This is a genomic window from Paenibacillus glycanilyticus (genome assembly GCF_030161375.1).
Taxonomy (GTDB): Bacteria; Bacillota; Bacilli; order Paenibacillales; family Paenibacillaceae; genus Pristimantibacillus; species Pristimantibacillus glycanilyticus_B.
In genome coordinates, this window is the sequence record NZ_BSSQ01000010.1 from 240,794 (window position 1) to 256,967 (window position 16,174).

Here is a 16,174-nt window from a genome sequence, read left to right on the forward strand (position 1 = left end):
ACGTCATCTCACACCGATTTTACCACAATTTTCTTTACAAAGGGGAGGTGAGATTTGCAATGCGCCGCTGAATTTCATCGCTATCGATAAAGCTCCGAATCTGCTCTTTCTCGGAAACGGTAAATTGATATTCACAGTCGATATCTTCGTCTTGAGGTACGATTTGCGCGATTGCACCGCTATGCGTGCAAATAACAAGTCCGCTAAAATCAATGATGTCAGACGGTATAGGCGTATTCTCGGACACTTCAAACCGCAATACAATATCGACCCATTGATGATCCCTGCGCTCCATCGTCGCCGAGATCGAATCGAACTTCAATTCAGTTACCGTGTCCAACCCGTATTTGATCATGTCCTTATACCTCCCTATTCGACAAGAAAAGCGCCCGGAGGCGCTTTCTGTTATGAACCATTATCTTAATCGTCATGGCCGCCAAGAACTTATGGCAGCATCGACGATCCCATCAAATATTTATCTACTTCGCGAGCAGCCTCGCGACCTTCGTTGATCGCCCATACAACAAGGCTTTGTCCGCGGCGCATATCGCCAGCTGCGAATACTTTATCAACGTTTGTTTTGTATTTGCCGTAAGCCGCTTTTACGTTCGTGCGGCGATCTTGCTCAAGACCAAACGAATCGATCAGCGTTTTCTCCGGACCTTCGAAACCTACCGCGATAAACACAAGATCTGCCGGCCATACTTTTTCCGTGCCTGGGATGTCTTTGTAAATTCTGCGGCCCGTTTCCGGATCAACCGTACGTTCGATTTGCACCGTGTGCAACTCTTTCAGGTTGCCGTTCGCGTCGCCAACGAATTTCTTCGTAAGCACGGAGAATGCACGCGGGTCTTCGCCGTACAAAGCTTTCGCTTCCTCTTGCGCATAATCAAGCGTGTACACATTCGGGAATTGCGGCCAAGGGTTGTTAATGATATCGCGTTCCAGCGGAGCTTTGCCAACCGTACCGAATTGCGTTACCGACTTGCAACCGTGACGCAGTGCCGTTGCTACGCAGTCAGTACCCGTGTCGCCGCCGCCAATAACGATAACGTCTTTATCTTTAGCGGAGATGTAATTGCCGTCTTCCAGGTTCGAATCCAGGTAGCTCTTGATGGTTCCGTTCAGATAATCCATCGCCAAGTGGATGCCATTAAGCTCGCGACCTTCGATTTCAACTTCGCGTGCTTTCGTTGCGCCGCCGCACATGATGACAGCGTCGAATTCCTTCAGAAGCTCATCTCTTGAAATATCTTTGCCGATTTCCGTATTCGTAACGAATTCGATGCCTTCTTCTCTCATCAGGTTCACGCGGCGATCCACTACGTTTTTCTCAAGCTTCATGGTAGGGATGCCGTAAGTGAGAAGTCCGCCAAGGCGGTCAGCGCGCTCGTATACCGTTACTTTATGACCCGCTTTGTTCAATTGGGCAGCTGCCGCAAGTCCAGCAGGACCGGAGCCAACAACGGCAACTTTTTTACCGGTGCGTACTTTAGGCGGTTGTGCGACAACCCATCCTTCTTCAAAGCCGCGCTCGATAATAGCATGTTCAATCGTCTTAATCGTTACCGGATCGCCGATCAGGCCTACCGTACAAGAGCCTTCGCATGGAGCCGGACATACACGACCGGTAAATTCAGGGAAGTTGTTCGTTTTGTGCAGGCGGTCAAGAGCCTCACGCCACAAACCACGGTAAATCAGGTTATTCCATTCTGGAATCAAGTTATTAACCGGGCAGCCGGATGCCGAACCTGCAAGTTCCATGCCAGTATGGCAATATGGAGTTCCGCAATCCATACAGCGAGCGCCTTGCGTACGCAGCTGTTCATCCGACAAATGCTTATGAAATTCATTCCAATCTTTAATCCGTTCAATAGGATCACGATCGGCCGGCAATTCACGTTGATACTGCATAAATCCTGTAGGTGTAGACATGTGCGAATTTCCTCCATCCAATATTCCCGAAAAGCCTGTATAATTATTCTCTTAAAACTATATCGGGAATCTTAAAATATTTCAACAAAAAACTTCATTTATTACGCAAATATCGTATTAAAAAGCCTATCATTCTTATTTTCTGTCGTTAATGGATTATCCGCACAATCTTTTGCACTTTCTGACATAACGTTCGTTATTTGTACGATCTACTCTATTCTATGCCTTTCGGCGCTTGAAGGTTTGAAAGGTAAACGCATAGGCATTGCGGTCATCGCTCTCCACCCGCTCGGCATCGACGCGCTCCCATTCGTTGTCGTTAAACGAAGGGAAAAAGGCATCTCCGCCTTCAATGTTCGTATCGACTTCCGTAAGGAGCAGTTTGTCCGCAAATGGAAGAAACTGTGCATAAATATCCGCTCCGCCGATTACCATCAGCTCACCGTTATTTCCGTATTGATTAATTGCTTCCTGCACGGAATGAACAACTTCACAACCGTCTTTGACATAATCCGTTTGTCTGGAAATGACGACATTTGTCCGGTCTTTAAGCGGCTTTGGCAGCGACTCGAACGTCTTGCGCCCCATCACGACGGTTTTTCCAACCGTATGGCGAGTAAAATAGGCCATCTCCGCAGGAAGCCGCCAAGGCAGCTTATTCCCGATTCCGATCGTGCGGTTGCGGTCCATGGCTGCGATCATTGTAATCGACATCGTTTGTTCCCTGCTTTCTTATACGGCTACCGGTGCCTTAATTGTAGGATGAGGCTCATAATTCTCAATGGCAATATCTTCAACCTCAATGTCAAAGATCGATTTCGTATCCGGATTAATCTTGAGCGTTGGCAATTCGCGCATCTCTCTTTGCAACTGCAGATCGATCTGGTCCAGATGGTTCAAATAAATATGGGCATCGCCAAGCGTATGAATGAATTCCCCTACTTCCAGTCCGCACTCTTTCGCGATAAGATGCGTTAACAACGCGTAACTCGCAATATTAAACGGAATGCCGAGGAAAATATCGCCGCTGCGCTGATACAGCTGGCAGCTGAGCTTACCGTTAATGACATAAAATTGAAACATCGTATGGCATGGCGGCAGTGCCATCGACGGCACATCCTCTGGATTCCATGCCGAAACAATTAATCGCCGGGAATCCGGGTTTTTCTTGATCGTCTCGATCATTCCCTTAAGCTGATCAATCGTCTCCCCTTGGGTCGTGCGCCATTCGCGCCATTGCTTGCCGTATACATTGCCAAGCTCGCCGTATTTCCCGGCAAAGGCATCATCGGTCAATACAAGATGCGTGAACTTATCCATTTGTTCCTTGTACAGGGCATTAAATTCCTCGTCCGACTGCGAACGCAAACCAAAGTCAGTCATATCCGGCCCGTCATAATCGGCGCTCTCCACCCATTTCTTAAATGCCCATTCATCCCAAATATGATTGTTATGTTTCAGCAGGTATCGAATATTGGTGTCGCCTTTAATAAACCACAGCAATTCGCTGACAATCAGCTTGAAAGGCACTCTCTTAGTGGTCAACAGCGGAAATCCTTTATTTAAGTCGAACCGCATCTGATAGCCAAATGTCGAGATGGTTCCCGTACCGGTGCGATCCTCTTTCTTCACGCCATTCGCAAGCACATGCTTCAGCAATTGTAAATATTCGACTTCCGTCGTTTGTACAGTCACTTTCTTTCAACTCCTTGATTAACGATCCAAGCAACATATTCTTTCTATTTTAACATTTTCATGGCCGGTTTGTCTTCACGTTTTCGCTGCCTCGTGTTGTCTGTCCCGTTTTCGTTTCATGCGTAATTCATGCCGTTCCGGTGCAGTTGCATAGATATGGATTTCTTGTTCGGACTCCGGATAAACTTTGGGCACCATCGTTGGTTTCCCCCGCTCGTTCAACGCCACAAATGTGAAAAACGCCGTAACCGTCGTTGTTCGTTCAGCCGTGTACAAGTTCTCGGACTGGACCGTCACGTAAACTTCCATTGAACTATTATGCGTCCAACTGACATACGCCTCTACCTCGATAACTTCTCCTACCTTGATGGGGGCTACAAAATCGAGACTGTCCGTAGACGCCGTCACCACCTGCATTCGGGCATGACGCATCGCGGCAATCGCTGCCGCCTTGTCCATATATTCCATTAGCTTGCCGCCAAACATCGTATCATGATGGTTCGTATCCAGCGGAAAAATGATCTGCGTCATGACCGTTCTGGATGCACTCGCCGGCTTTTCCATAAGCTTTCGCTCCTTAGGTTATGTACATGTATAATATGCAAAAAGAGGCCCGCATGCTGTTCAAGCTGCGGGACCTCTTTCACTAAATCTCAAATAACTATATTACTTCGCAACCGTGTGGATCGGATGACCAAGCGCTACTTCAGCAGCGTCAAGTACGATCTCGCCAAGCGTTGGATGCGCATGGATTGTCAGTGCGATATCTTCGAGCGTAGCGCCCATTTCGATTGCCAGAGCAAGCTCGGCAATCATGTTGGAAGCTTCAAGACCGATGATTTGAGCGCCCAGAACAAGACCAGTATCCGCATCGGACACAAGCTTCACGAAGCCTTCAGTCGCGTTAAGCGACATTGCGCGGCCATTGATCGCAAATGGGAATTTGCCCACTTTTGTTTTGTAGCCTTTGTCTTTTGCTTCTTTCTCGGACAGGCCAACTGCGGCACATTCCGGATCGGAGAAGCAAACGGCAGGAACGCATTTGTAATCGATGACGCTAGGCAGACCGGAGATTGCTTCTGCTGCAACGCGGCCTTCGTACATTGCTTTGTGAGCAAGCGCAGGACCAGCGATAATGTCGCCGATTGCATAGATATGCGGGTTGCTAGTACGGCATTGTGCGTCAACTTCAACCAGACCGCGCTCGCCAACTTTAACGTTAGCCAGTTCAAGACCAAGGTCTCCGTCTGTGTTAGGACGACGTCCAACTGTTACAAGCAGGTAGTCCGCAGTTACTTTCTCTTCTTTGTCGCCAACTTTGTAAGTCAGTGTAACGTCTTTATCCGTTTGCTCAGCGCCTTGAGCCATTGCGCCAGTAACGATATCCACGTTAGTGCCTTTAAGTTTCTTGGCAACGATCGAACCCATATCTTTATCGAAGCCTGGCAGAATAGCGTCGCCGCCTTCGATGATTGTTACTTTTGTACCGAATTTCGAGTACATTTGGCCAAGCTCGATACCGATGTAGCCACCGCCGATAACGATGATGCTTTTCGGAATTTCAGGCAAGGACAACGCGCCAGTCGACGATACGATACGGCCGCTGAACGGGAATGCTTTCAGCTCGATTGGACGGGAACCAGTTGCGATAATGCAGTTTTTGAAACGGTAGCGCGGTGCTTCTTGATCGTTGAAGACACGTGCTTCGTTCTCGTTGATGAACATAACTTCGCCGTTAAAATATTGCACTTTGTTCGCTTTCAGAAGCGATGCAACGCCGCCGGTCAGTTTCTTAACGATACCGTTTTTGAACTCTTGCACTTTGTTCCATTCCACTTTCACGTCGCCGGCAGTGATGCCAAACGCCGAAGCATGGCTGATGGATTCATATTGGTGCGATGCAGAGATCAGAGCTTTCGAAGGGATACAACCAACGTTTAAGCAAACGCCGCCTACATTTTCCTTCTCCACTACAAGAACGCTTTGACCAAGCTGCGCTGCGCGGATTGCCGCAACATAACCGCCAGGACCAGCACCGATGACTAGAGTATCAATATCTAAAGACGGATCTCCTACTACCATTGTAGTTACACCTCCATGATGAATAATTCTGGTTGACCCAGAAGTTGTTTAATGTAGTTCATAAAGTTTTGAGCCGTTGCGCCGTCGATGAGACGGTGGTCGAAGCTCAGCGACAGTGCCATTACAGGTGCTGCCACGATTTCGCCGTTGCGTACAACCGGTTTCTCGGAGATACGGCCAGTACCCAGAATCGCAACTTCAGGGAAGTTGATTACCGGAGTAAAGAACATACCGCCAGCGGAACCGATGTTGGAAATTGTAATTGTGCTGCCTTTAAGCTCGGCAGCGGACAATTTGCCTTCGCGGCCTTTAACAGCCAGGTCACGGATTTTGTCGGCAACCATGAAAATATTTTTACGGTCAGCGTCTTCGATAACAGGAACGATCAGGCCGTTGTCCGTATCTGTCGCGATACCGATGTTGTAGAACTTCTTGTATACGATCTCTTGGCTAGCTTCATCCAGCGTAGCGTTCATGATCGGGAATTGACGGCATGCTGCAACCAGCGCCTTCACGATGAATGGCAGGTAAGTCAGCTTGGAACCTTTTTTCTCTGCATAAGGTTTGTATTTCGCGCGCAGAGCAACCAGTTCAGTTACGTCAACTTCGTCCATGATTGTAACGTGAGGAGCCGTGTATACCGATTTAACCATCGCGTTAGCGATTGCTTTGCGGATACCTTTGAACGGTACGCGCTCTTCTGGACGGTAAGCATCCGTAGCCGCTGCCGGTTTAGCTGCTGGCGCTGCTTCTGCCGCTGCAGGAGCTGCCGCTTCAGTTGCTGGTGCTGCTGCCGCTGGAGCTGCACCGCCGCTTGTTACATCTTCGCGAGTAATGCGGCCGTTTTTGCCAGTGCCGGTTACCGTAGTCAGGTCAACGCCTTGCTCACGGGCAAATTTACGAACGCTAGGCGTAGCCAGTACTTGGCCGCCAGTTGCTTTTGGTGCTTCAGCTGGAGCTGCAGGAGCTGCCGCTGGTGCCGCAGCAGGTGCTGCCGGAGCCGCTGCCGCTGGCGCTTCAGTTGCAGGAGTATCTTGCTCAGGAATATCGCCTTCCGCGTCAATGATCGCCACAACTTCGCCAACATGGCATACTTGGCCGTCCTTCATGCGTACTTCAAGTACAGTACCGTTAACCGGGCAAGGCACTTCTACAACAGCCTTATCGTTTTGTACTTCCATGATGATATCGTCATCCGTTACTTTGTCGCCGGCTTTAATGTGCACTTTTACGATTTCGCCTTCGTGCAAGCCTTCGCCAAGCTCCGGAAATTTGTATTCAAATTTCGCCACTTGAGTATCCTCCTTAAAAGAATTAACGCGTTCTTTGCGGTGATTCTTACTTCGCAAGCATGTGCTTGAACAATCACTACTTAAGCATGCGCATAATCAATGCCGTCTAATGACGGCTTTGCCCGCTGTTAAGCGGGCAATGTATATCGAGCATCCGGGAAGGATGAATTAGAAAGTCAGAACTTTATTAACCGCATCTACGATACGAGCCGGTGTTGGCAGCCATGTATCTTCGATTTGCGCGAACGGATACACCGTATCCGGACCAGCAACGCGAAGTACTGGAGCTTCCAGGTGCAAGATCGCTTTTTCGTTGATTTGGGCAATAACTTCTGCGGCTACGCCGGAAGTTTTTTGCGCTTCTTGAACAACGATTGCGCGGTTTGTTTTTTTGATCGAAGCAACGATTGTGTCGATATCGAGCGGTACCAGGGAGCGAAGGTCGATAACCTCGGCTTTGATTCCGTTCTTCTCAAGCTCGTCCGCCGCTTTCACAGCTGTGTGAACCATCATGCCGTAAGCGATGATCGTCACGTCGGAACCTTCGCGAACAACGTTTGCTTTGCCGATCTCAACCGTGTACTCGCCTTCCGGCACTTCTGCGCGGAACGCACGGTACAGGTTAAGGTGTTCCATGAAGAATACAGGGTCATTGTCGCGGATTGCAGCGATCATCAGACCTTTTGCATCGTAAGGATTGGATGGAATGACAACTTTGATACCAGGTGTTTGAACAGCCAGGCCTTCCAGGGAATCCGTGTGAAGCTCAGCTGCTTTAACGCCGCCGCCAAATGGCGTACGGAATACGATTGGCGAGTTGTAGCGGCCGCCGGAACGGTAACGCATACGAGCTGCTTGGATGAACATTTGGTCCATCGCTTCATAAATGAAACCTACGAACTGAATTTCGGCAACCGGGCGGAAGCCTTGAATACCCATACCTACAGCCAGACCGCCGATTGCGGACTCGGCAAGAGGCGTATCGAATACGCGCTCCTCGCCGAATTCTTCTTGCAAACCTTCTGTTACGCGGAATACACCGCCGACTTTACCAACGTCCTCACCGAAGATAAGTACGTTCTCATCACGTTTAAGCTCCACACGCATAGCGTCGCGGATTGCTTCCAACATATTCATTTGAGCCATGATCGTCAGATCCTCCTTCATTTTTGCTCGTGCAAAATCCCATCGTCAGGCAAAAGTATTATTGAAAATCAGCCTTTTGTTCTTCCAAATGCTGAGGTGTTTTCTCGAACATGGAATCAATCAAGCCGCCAACTGTCATTTTCTCAGTTGCTTCCGCTTTCTTGATGTTCTCGTTTACAGCTGCTTTCGCTTCCTCTTTCACGCGGTTTGTATCTTCTTCCGTCCAGAGGCCTTTCTTCTCCAGGAACTTGCCGAAACGAATAAGAGGATCCTTGAGCGCCCATTCCGCTTCTTCTTCTTTCGTACGGTATTTCGTCGCATCATCAGACAGGGAATGCGGACGGAAACGGTAAGTCAACATCTCAATAAGAGTTGCGCCTTCGCCGTTACGGCCCCGTTCAGCTGCTTCGGATACGGCTTTAATAACAGCAAGAACGTCCATACCGTCGATTTGAATGCCTTTGATACCCGCAGCAACCGATTTATGAGCAACCGACAGAGCAGCAGTTTGTTTCTCATAAGGCGTTGTGATGGCATAACGGTTGTTTTGTACAACATAAATAACTGGCAGTTTGAATACTCCAGCAAAGTTCATAGATTCGTAGAAGTCGCCCTCAGAAGAACCGCCGTCACCTGTGTAAGTGATCGCTACGCGTTTTTCGCCGCGTTTCTTGAATGCCATTGCTACGCCGGCTGCATGAAGCACTTGCGCGCCGATGATGATTTGCGGCATAAGTACATGTACGTCTTCAGGGATTTGACCGCCATGTTGATGGCCGCGGGAATACAAGAAACCTTGGTACATCGGCAGGCCATGCCATACAAGCTGCGGAATATCGCGATAGCCCGGGCAAATGAAATCATCTTTATTAAGCGCGTATTCGCTGCCAATCATCGAAGCTTCTTGACCGGATACCGGAGCATAGAAACCAAGACGGCCTTGACGGCCAAGATTTACAGCACGCTCATCCCAAGTACGGGTAAATACCATACGGTACATAATTTCTTTCAATTGTTCATCAGTTAGGTCCGGCATAAATTCCGGGTTAACTACTTCGCCTTCGAGCGACAATACGGATATTGGTTTTACAGGTTCCGTTTGAACTTCATATGGCAGTTTGTTAAGCACTTTGCTCATTTTGAACGCTCACCTCGATCATTAATATTTGAAAATCGGAGCTCTCTGTTATAGAATCATAATACACCTGTTTACCGAAGATGGTCAAAGAAAAAAACAAAAAAACCGTTGTTTTTTCGCTAATCTGGCCAATTTAACTGATGAATTGTATGTGTAACAGATTCGAATTTTCTGTATAACAGCATAATACAATCAGGGTGAACGGGCAGATTCACATTACCTTACTATTGTTTACCCACATGCCAACCATTCCATTCAGGGGGATTCACATATGACCGATGAACGATATTTAAAGCGAACCGTAGTTAAAGAAATTGTAAAAAGCAGCTACTTGCCTGAAGGCGAGCGCAATCTGCGCATCTATCTGCCGCCGGGCTATAACGAAGTGTTAAGCTATCCGGTTGTATACTGCCAGGACGGCGAAGATTTCTTTAACTTTGGCCGAATCGCTACAACCGCACACCGTCTGATCCTCGACGAAGGCGTCGAGCCCTTTATTATTGTTGGCGTTGACGTCAACAAAACCTACCGAACGGCGGAATATTCGCCTGATGGTGACCGGCATGAAGCCTACATTCGTTTCTTTGGCCAAGAGCTTATCCCTTTTATTGAAGACAAATATCCGGTCCGCAATAGGCCGGAGCAGCGCTTGCTTGCCGGCGACTCCTTGGGAGGCACCGTCTCCTTCCATCTTGCCGTAACCTATCCGCAATTGTTCACGCGTATTTTGTCGTTGTCCGGTGCCTATTATGACCGTTCGCGCGAAATTATGGAAGCTCAAAAGGACCTATCTTGGCTAGAAATCTATATGATTGCCGGATTCCAGGAAACGGCTTACGACACCGGCCATGGCGTATTCGATTTTCTCGACATTAACCGGACTGCCCGTTCTCTTCTGGAAGAGCGTGGTGCAAAAGTCACGTACGCCGAGAAAGACGGCGGCCATCAATGGGGCTTCTGGCAGCTTGAAATACCGGCTGGCCTGATGCATTTTATCGAAATAGAATAATGCAACAAAAAAAGTCCTTCCCGATTTGCCATTAGGCAAGGGAAGGACTTTTTTTACTTAATATCGCTAACGATTTGATCGAGAAGCTTTTCGCAGCCCTCGGTTACCAATTCATACACATAGTCGAAGTTACCCGTATAATAAGGGTCAGGTACATCATCTTCGGGCACAGCGGGAAGCATGTCCATAAATTTGAAAATTTTCGCCGAATGGGCTGCCTCTCCGATGATCCGTCTTACATCGGCTTCGTTTTTCGAATCCATGCAGACAATATAATCGAACGACTGGTCATTTGACGTGAATTGTCTTGCCTTCATCCCGGCATAGGCGATGCCATGAAGATCAAGCTGCTTGCGGGTACCTTCATGCGGCGGTTTGCCGATATGCCAATCTCCGGTCCCGGCAGAATCGATTTCAACGACTTCAGCGAGTCCTCTCTTCTCTACCTGATTGCGAAACACGGCTTCCGCCATCGGCGAGCGGCAAATGTTGCCAAGACAAACAAACAATACGCGAGCTTTTCTCATAAGATACGTCCTTCCTTCTGTCTGAGCGACCGCCGCGGCAGTCTCCATTTGTAATAAACCGATAACATGCGGAACACGATTACAATAACGAACAGGATCAAAAGCTCAAATGTGGTATGGAACCAGCCTTCACCTACAGCTAGGCCTGCGAGCATCGCCCATACCGCATAGATTTCATCCTTGAGCACGAGCGGCTTCCTTCCGGCGAGCACGTCTCGAATAATACCGCCCCCAATACCGGTTAACATAGCGGCAACAAGCACGGCGCTAATCGGATGATTCATTTCGGTTGCATATAAAGCCCCTTGAATCGCAAATGCGGACAAACCAATCGCATCAAAGAAGGATTCGCTTTTTTTCCACTTGTTAATCCAGGATACAGGCAGCAAAAACGCAATCGTCATCGCAATAACCGCAATCTCAAGCAGGTTCCCCTGGTTCCATAACGTCGTAACCGGCCGGCCGATCAATAGATTCCGGATTACCCCGCCCCCAAACGCGGTCACAAGGCCAAGTACAAATACGCCGAGAATATCGTATTCTTCTTCCATAGCTACGATCGCGCCGCTGACTGCAAAAGCAACCGTTCCGATAATGCTGAAAACGCCAAAGATGTCCAACTCCCAAACTCCTCCGCATCCAATATAACCGCACATTCGCGTAAATTCCGCAACGCCTGTCGGTATGTCCTACATCATTTTAGCCGCGCAGACCCGGTTTGACAATCGCTACTTTTGCCACTTCTTCTTTCTTTTTTCTTTAAGACCTAGTTTTAGACCTCACATTCGAATTATACTGACTTCAGCAACGTTTCTAAGAACGAAAGGAAGAGAAAACATGAACAACCGGATCATCATTTGTACAGGCGGACGTTTGGGGGACTGGATTCACTCTTGCATTAGCCCCGGCGATCGGTTAATCGGCGCTGACCGCGGTGCATTGTTCCTTGTTCAGCAAGGGTACAAACCCGATCTCGCGCTTGGCGATTTTGATTCCGTTACGTCTGATGAACTAGCGCTTATACAGGCGAACAGCGGGGAGACGATTACCTATGATCCGATTGATAAGGATTATACGGATACGGAACTTGCCTTCCGCTATGCGTTAGATAAAAACCCCGCTGAGATCAGAATGCTTGGCGCATTGGGAACCCGGTTCGATCACTCGCTTGCGAATGTGCATTTACTTAAACTCGCATTGGAGAAAGGGATCCCCGCTTCGATCACCGATGCGCATAACACGATCTCGCTTGCCGAAGAAGGCGTCACCAGCTTACAGCATAACGATTACAGTCATGTCTCTTTGCTACCGCTCTCCGAAGAGGTAACCGGAATTACGCTTCGCGGATTCGCTTATCCGCTTCATGAAGCGACGCTGCGGATCGGTCAATCCCTTGGCATTAGCAATATTCTTGCAGAACCAGTAGGCACCATTACCGTCCGCACGGGTACGCTTCTTGTGATCCAGAGCAAAGATTAACAAACTGCGGGACGAAGCCCCTTATTCGCCGGCAATATCCGGCTTCGTCTCGATCGTTAACCCCTCCACGTATTTGCGGCTCATCAGTTTTCTTTTTTTCCGGTTTTCCTTCGTGTCGAATACAATATCCATGTCGTATTCTGCCCCCGGATATAACTCCTCCCTGCTAATATAAGGCTTTAACCGTTTACGGTTGAAGGCCATCTTCTTCCCTTGAACCTGCACGATCACTTCCCCCCGCTCATCCGCGGGCTGAAACACGATGCCTGACCGTTTCAGCGGATAAATCCAAACCGCATCCCCCGAATTGAAGGTGAGGACCGGACCTTTTTCTTTATGATCGGCGGGACTTTGGAATCGTTTGTTAACCTCCTTAACCTTCATTGGTTCATCACTTATATCTGCTTGCTTAACATCCGCGGTTTCAAGCCTAATCTCCGTTCTGCCTTCAGCAAGCTTCTCCGCCCGTTGCATGACATGCTCAGGCAATCCGAACCTTCTCGCAATGGCAAAGGCATGGCTGTCGCCCGCTTCTCCGATCTCCAGGCGATATAACGGCCTCAACGTCTCGGAATCAAAAGCCATTCGAGCATTCATGCAACCAGAAGTCCTCGACGCGAACTTTTTGATCTCGTTGAAATGGGTAGTAGCCGCAGTTAACGCTTTGCGCTTCAGCAATTCCTCCAGCACCGCAATCGACAAAGCAATCCCCTCCCCGGGATCGGTTCCTGCCGCCAATTCATCAAGCAAAATAACGGTATGCTCATCGGCAACTCGAAGCATCTCCTTCAGTACCGCAATATGCGAGGAAAAGGTACTTAGCGACTGTTCCAGACTTTGCCCATCCCCTACATCGGCCAGGATATGGCGGAACACGCCAAACCGGCTTTGCGGTGAAGCAGGTACCAATAGTCCCGATTGAACAAGAAGCGCTAGCAACCCAATCGTCTTGAGCGCGACGGTTTTCCCTCCCGTATTAGGTCCCGTAATGATGAGCTGTTTCCATCCGATTCCGAGTTCGACGTTAATAGGTTCGGCAGTCCCGCCGAGCAGAGGATGACGGGCATCAATCAGCTTGATCACAGGTTCATCGCTAAGCGTTACCGGCTTCCCGTCATACGATAAGGACAACTTTCCTCTCGCCAGCATGAAATCAAACGATGCCATCGCTTCCCGGTTCTGAAGCAGCTCCCACTTATAATGTTCTGCCTCGTCAGACAATCTGGACAAAATGATCGTCCGCTCCCGTTCTTCTTCTGCAGACCATTCTTGCCACTCTTGCTGGAGCTCTGCTACGTCGATCGGCTCAATAAAGAGGGTTTGGCCGCTAGCCGATTCATCCCATACCGTACCCGGGACCAGCTTCCGGTGTTCCCTTTTGACGGAAATGACAGACTTGCCTCTTCGTTTGCTAATAATCGGATCCTGCAATGCCGATTTGTATTTCGAAAGCGAGGCTTCAAGTTTCTTATGAATACGATCCTCGAGGGCGATAAGATGGCGGCGAATCGTCCCCAGGTCCGGACTAGCTTGATCCGTAAGCCGGCCATACCGAATACACCGGTCAAGCTCCTGTCTGAGATTCGGACAGTCGTTCATCGAATCCGCATAGGAAGCAATGGTAGGGGCAATGCCGCGTTTATTGTTCATATAACGTTTCATTTGGGAGATCGATACCAGCCAGGCGAGAAGCTGGTCTAGCTCCGTTTCCGTATAGATCCTCCCTTTGCCGAGCAAAGACAGGAATGGGTCAATGCCATCCATAGCCGACAACGGTACGCTTGCGCCGCTCGAAAGCAAAGCCGAAGCCTCCTCTGTCTCGCTCAGCCAAGCCTTGATCTGATTCCGGTTTGAGCTTGGCATATGGCGTTCAGCCAGAAGACGTCCAGCTGGGGACACCGTCAAACCGATCATTTTTTCTTTCAATTTGTCATATTCCAATCTTTGAAATACGGTTTCGTTCATCGTTGTACATGCTCCTTTATTTGTTTTTGGGTACAAAAAAACAGGAACAGAACGCAGAAGCGTTCCGTTCCTGTTCACGGATCGGCATACACCAATCCCGTTGTATGCTCAAAACAGCGCGCAAAAAAACCGTGCTGCAAGAGCACGGTGATTGGCCGCTGCCGAATAGCATTCAGGCGGAAATCCTCATGTTCTTAACTCATGGTTTCGGCCCCTGTTATTAGACGTCGCAATAGAAGCATGCGTTAAGATGCATTTTCTGCATACGCAAGCCGTTAAGCGAAGTTAACAAGTCCGAAATATCCAATTAGGAGTTAAGAACACCAGCAAACATTAAAATTTCCCCTTCCGAAATGAAGAAAAATGCTATTAAATAGCTAATCCGTTAGCTATACACACAATGTACGCTAACGGATCGGTATTTGTCAATCTATTTGCCTACTGTTATTGCCATGCCAGCATGAGCGAAACCAGCATGCTGAGGCAACACATAAGAGGCACGAAGATCAATATCATGCGACATATGAGTAAATAGCGTTTGCTCTGGCTTCCAAACCGGAAGCATGGCAAGAGCTTCTGTTACATCATACACAGAACGCGTCTCGTACGGGAAGTTTTCCTTGAAAAAGCTAGTGCCAAGCACCAGCAGGTCCAGTTGGTAGAGCGGCTTCTGCTGCTCTTCCGTTAGCCCGATCGAATCGGAGCAATACGCCCAAGCAATGCCGGTATCCTTCTGATCGAACCGAAAAGCGTAGGCGTAACCGTTTTTCCCATGGTTGACTTTCCACGCGGACACTTTCCAATCCCCAAACGCGCATGGCTGATCGATTGGGATGAACGTCAAGTTACGACTGAGCCACGGGAACCTTTGTATAATCTCATTGATTACTTCAGCCGGAGCATAAGCTTCCCCTTTGACGCCAAGCCAGCGGCAGGCATCGGCCCATTCGGGCAAACCGCCGATGTGATCGAAATGGGCATGAGTGATCAGAATGCGATTAACAAATCGTAGTCCCGCTGCCTCCATCTGCTTCCCCCAATCGGGTCCGCAGTCGATCATCATCGTTCCAAAGTCAGCCGAATCAAGCTGTACGGTTGAGCGGTAACGGCGGTTAACACCGCCGGAACGCGCTTCGTTGCATACTTCGCAGTCGCAGTAGACGCGGGGAACTCCCATGGCGTCTCCCGTACCGCGAAACGTAACGGTCATCATATCGGCAGCAACTCAAGCTGATTGCGTCCGCGCAAACCATCCACCATCTCCAGCCATTGCTTCGGCTTATTCGGAAGCGCTGAATAATAGCCTTCTAGAAAATGAACGACAAGCGAAGCCGGAATAGATGACATCTCTTCATCGGCTGGCAGGAAGCAAAGGTTTAATCCTTCTACGGCTTCACCCGTATGTTCCCAAGACGGATGAACATACGGAAAGTTGATCATTTTGTAACCCAAATGGGATAATACTTCGCGCCTTACGAACGGATTCATTGGCGTAACGCCGCCAAAATCATGTTCACCCGTCTCATACGGGTTATAAATTTCGGCAAACATGCCGATTGGCGCTGTACCGGACTCGCGTGCCAGTCTAGCCAAATCCTTCTCGCGGCTGCGCATAAGAAAACGGCCAATCCCTTTGTTTGCAACTCCGATAATCGTGAAATCCGTCATGGCTACACGAAGATCCGGATAATAGCGGTATTCGGTCGAACCAACGACCTCTCCATGATCCACCGCAACATAGACATGGATGCTTGGATCTTCAAGAGGCTCTTTCCAGAGCTCGTAAGCCAATACCTCTTCAGGCGGGAAAATTCGTTCTAGCAATGCGTGCAGCGAAGCGAAATAAGGATCATTAATGGAATGAATGCGATGAAATTGCATGATCGTTCTCCTTTCGATGTGGAGT

Annotated in this window: 16 protein-coding genes; 2 read left to right on the plus strand and 14 right to left on the minus strand. The window is 48.9% G+C overall.

Annotated elements, in window-relative coordinates:
• Nucleotides 1-34 precede the first annotated feature (34 nt).
• From QQK89_RS12185 to pdhA, 9 genes are all read right to left on the minus strand, one after another.
• Entirely contained in the window at nucleotides 35-355 is a 321-nt protein-coding gene (locus tag QQK89_RS12185) for a hypothetical protein (protein ID WP_284238839.1), read from the minus strand.
• An 89-nt stretch (nucleotides 356-444) separates the two neighbouring features.
• Entirely contained in the window at nucleotides 445-1,935 is a 1,491-nt protein-coding gene (locus QQK89_RS12190; protein ID WP_284238840.1) for a glutamate synthase subunit beta, read from the minus strand.
• 219 nt (nucleotides 1,936-2,154) lie between these two features.
• The gene (locus QQK89_RS12195; RefSeq protein ID WP_284238841.1) at nucleotides 2,155-2,649 is read right to left on the minus strand and encodes a dihydrofolate reductase; all 495 of its coding nucleotides are present in this window, start codon (nucleotides 2,647-2,649) and stop codon (nucleotides 2,155-2,157) included.
• A gap of 18 nt (nucleotides 2,650-2,667) precedes the next feature.
• Nucleotides 2,668-3,630: a thymidylate synthase gene (locus QQK89_RS12200; RefSeq protein WP_284238842.1), complete on the minus strand. Its 963-nt coding sequence runs from the start codon at nucleotides 3,628-3,630 to the stop codon at nucleotides 2,668-2,670.
• A 75-nt stretch (nucleotides 3,631-3,705) separates the two neighbouring features.
• Nucleotides 3,706-4,194 (minus strand): acyl-CoA thioesterase, encoded by a 489-nt coding sequence (locus tag QQK89_RS12205; RefSeq protein ID WP_284238843.1) that lies wholly within the window; start codon nucleotides 4,192-4,194, stop codon nucleotides 3,706-3,708.
• 102 nt (nucleotides 4,195-4,296) lie between these two features.
• Nucleotides 4,297-5,712, minus strand: coding sequence for a dihydrolipoyl dehydrogenase (gene lpdA / locus QQK89_RS12210; protein ID WP_284238844.1), 1,416 nt, complete (start codon nucleotides 5,710-5,712; stop codon nucleotides 4,297-4,299).
• Nucleotides 5,713-5,717: 5 nt separating this feature from the next.
• Nucleotides 5,718-7,004 carry a dihydrolipoamide acetyltransferase family protein gene (locus tag QQK89_RS12215; RefSeq protein ID WP_284238845.1) on the minus strand — a complete coding sequence of 429 codons (1,287 nt, stop codon included), beginning with the start codon at nucleotides 7,002-7,004 and terminating at the stop codon, nucleotides 5,718-5,720.
• A 168-nt stretch (nucleotides 7,005-7,172) separates the two neighbouring features.
• Complete coding sequence (locus QQK89_RS12220) at nucleotides 7,173-8,150, minus strand: alpha-ketoacid dehydrogenase subunit beta (RefSeq protein WP_284238846.1); 978 nt, start codon at nucleotides 8,148-8,150, stop codon at nucleotides 7,173-7,175.
• Nucleotides 8,151-8,208: 58 nt separating this feature from the next.
• Entirely contained in the window at nucleotides 8,209-9,288 is a 1,080-nt protein-coding gene (pdhA, locus tag QQK89_RS12225; RefSeq protein WP_284238847.1) for a pyruvate dehydrogenase (acetyl-transferring) E1 component subunit alpha, read from the minus strand.
• A 271-nt stretch (nucleotides 9,289-9,559) separates the two neighbouring features.
• Here pdhA and QQK89_RS12230 point away from each other — a divergent pair, with 271 nt between their 5' ends.
• The gene (locus tag QQK89_RS12230) at nucleotides 9,560-10,297 is read left to right on the plus strand and encodes an alpha/beta hydrolase (protein WP_284238848.1); all 738 of its coding nucleotides are present in this window, start codon (nucleotides 9,560-9,562) and stop codon (nucleotides 10,295-10,297) included.
• 53 nt (nucleotides 10,298-10,350) lie between these two features.
• Here the strand turns inward: QQK89_RS12230 and QQK89_RS12235 are convergent, their stop codons facing one another.
• Both QQK89_RS12235 and QQK89_RS12240 read right to left on the minus strand, forming a co-directional pair.
• Complete coding sequence (locus QQK89_RS12235) at nucleotides 10,351-10,824, minus strand: low molecular weight protein-tyrosine-phosphatase (protein WP_284238849.1); 474 nt, start codon at nucleotides 10,822-10,824, stop codon at nucleotides 10,351-10,353.
• Nucleotides 10,821-11,444 carry a trimeric intracellular cation channel family protein gene (locus QQK89_RS12240; RefSeq protein WP_284238850.1) on the minus strand — a complete coding sequence of 208 codons (624 nt, stop codon included), beginning with the start codon at nucleotides 11,442-11,444 and terminating at the stop codon, nucleotides 10,821-10,823. Before QQK89_RS12240 ends, QQK89_RS12235 begins: the two co-directional genes overlap by 4 nt.
• Before the next feature lie 217 nt (nucleotides 11,445-11,661).
• On the opposite strand from QQK89_RS12240, the gene QQK89_RS12245 reads away from it, so the two are divergent.
• Nucleotides 11,662-12,303, plus strand: coding sequence for a thiamine diphosphokinase (locus tag QQK89_RS12245; protein WP_284238851.1), 642 nt, complete (start codon nucleotides 11,662-11,664; stop codon nucleotides 12,301-12,303).
• A 21-nt stretch (nucleotides 12,304-12,324) separates the two neighbouring features.
• Here QQK89_RS12245 and QQK89_RS12250 read toward each other — a convergent pair whose 3' ends face one another.
• From QQK89_RS12250 to QQK89_RS12260, 3 genes are all read right to left on the minus strand, one after another.
• Complete coding sequence (locus QQK89_RS12250; RefSeq protein ID WP_284238852.1) at nucleotides 12,325-14,268, minus strand: endonuclease MutS2; 1,944 nt, start codon at nucleotides 14,266-14,268, stop codon at nucleotides 12,325-12,327.
• A 430-nt stretch (nucleotides 14,269-14,698) separates the two neighbouring features.
• Nucleotides 14,699-15,481 (minus strand): MBL fold metallo-hydrolase, encoded by a 783-nt coding sequence (locus tag QQK89_RS12255; protein ID WP_284238853.1) that lies wholly within the window; start codon nucleotides 15,479-15,481, stop codon nucleotides 14,699-14,701.
• Nucleotides 15,478-16,149: a GNAT family N-acetyltransferase gene (locus QQK89_RS12260; RefSeq protein ID WP_284238854.1), complete on the minus strand. Its 672-nt coding sequence runs from the start codon at nucleotides 16,147-16,149 to the stop codon at nucleotides 15,478-15,480. Before QQK89_RS12260 ends, QQK89_RS12255 begins: the two co-directional genes overlap by 4 nt.
• Nucleotides 16,150-16,174 lie beyond the last annotated feature (25 nt).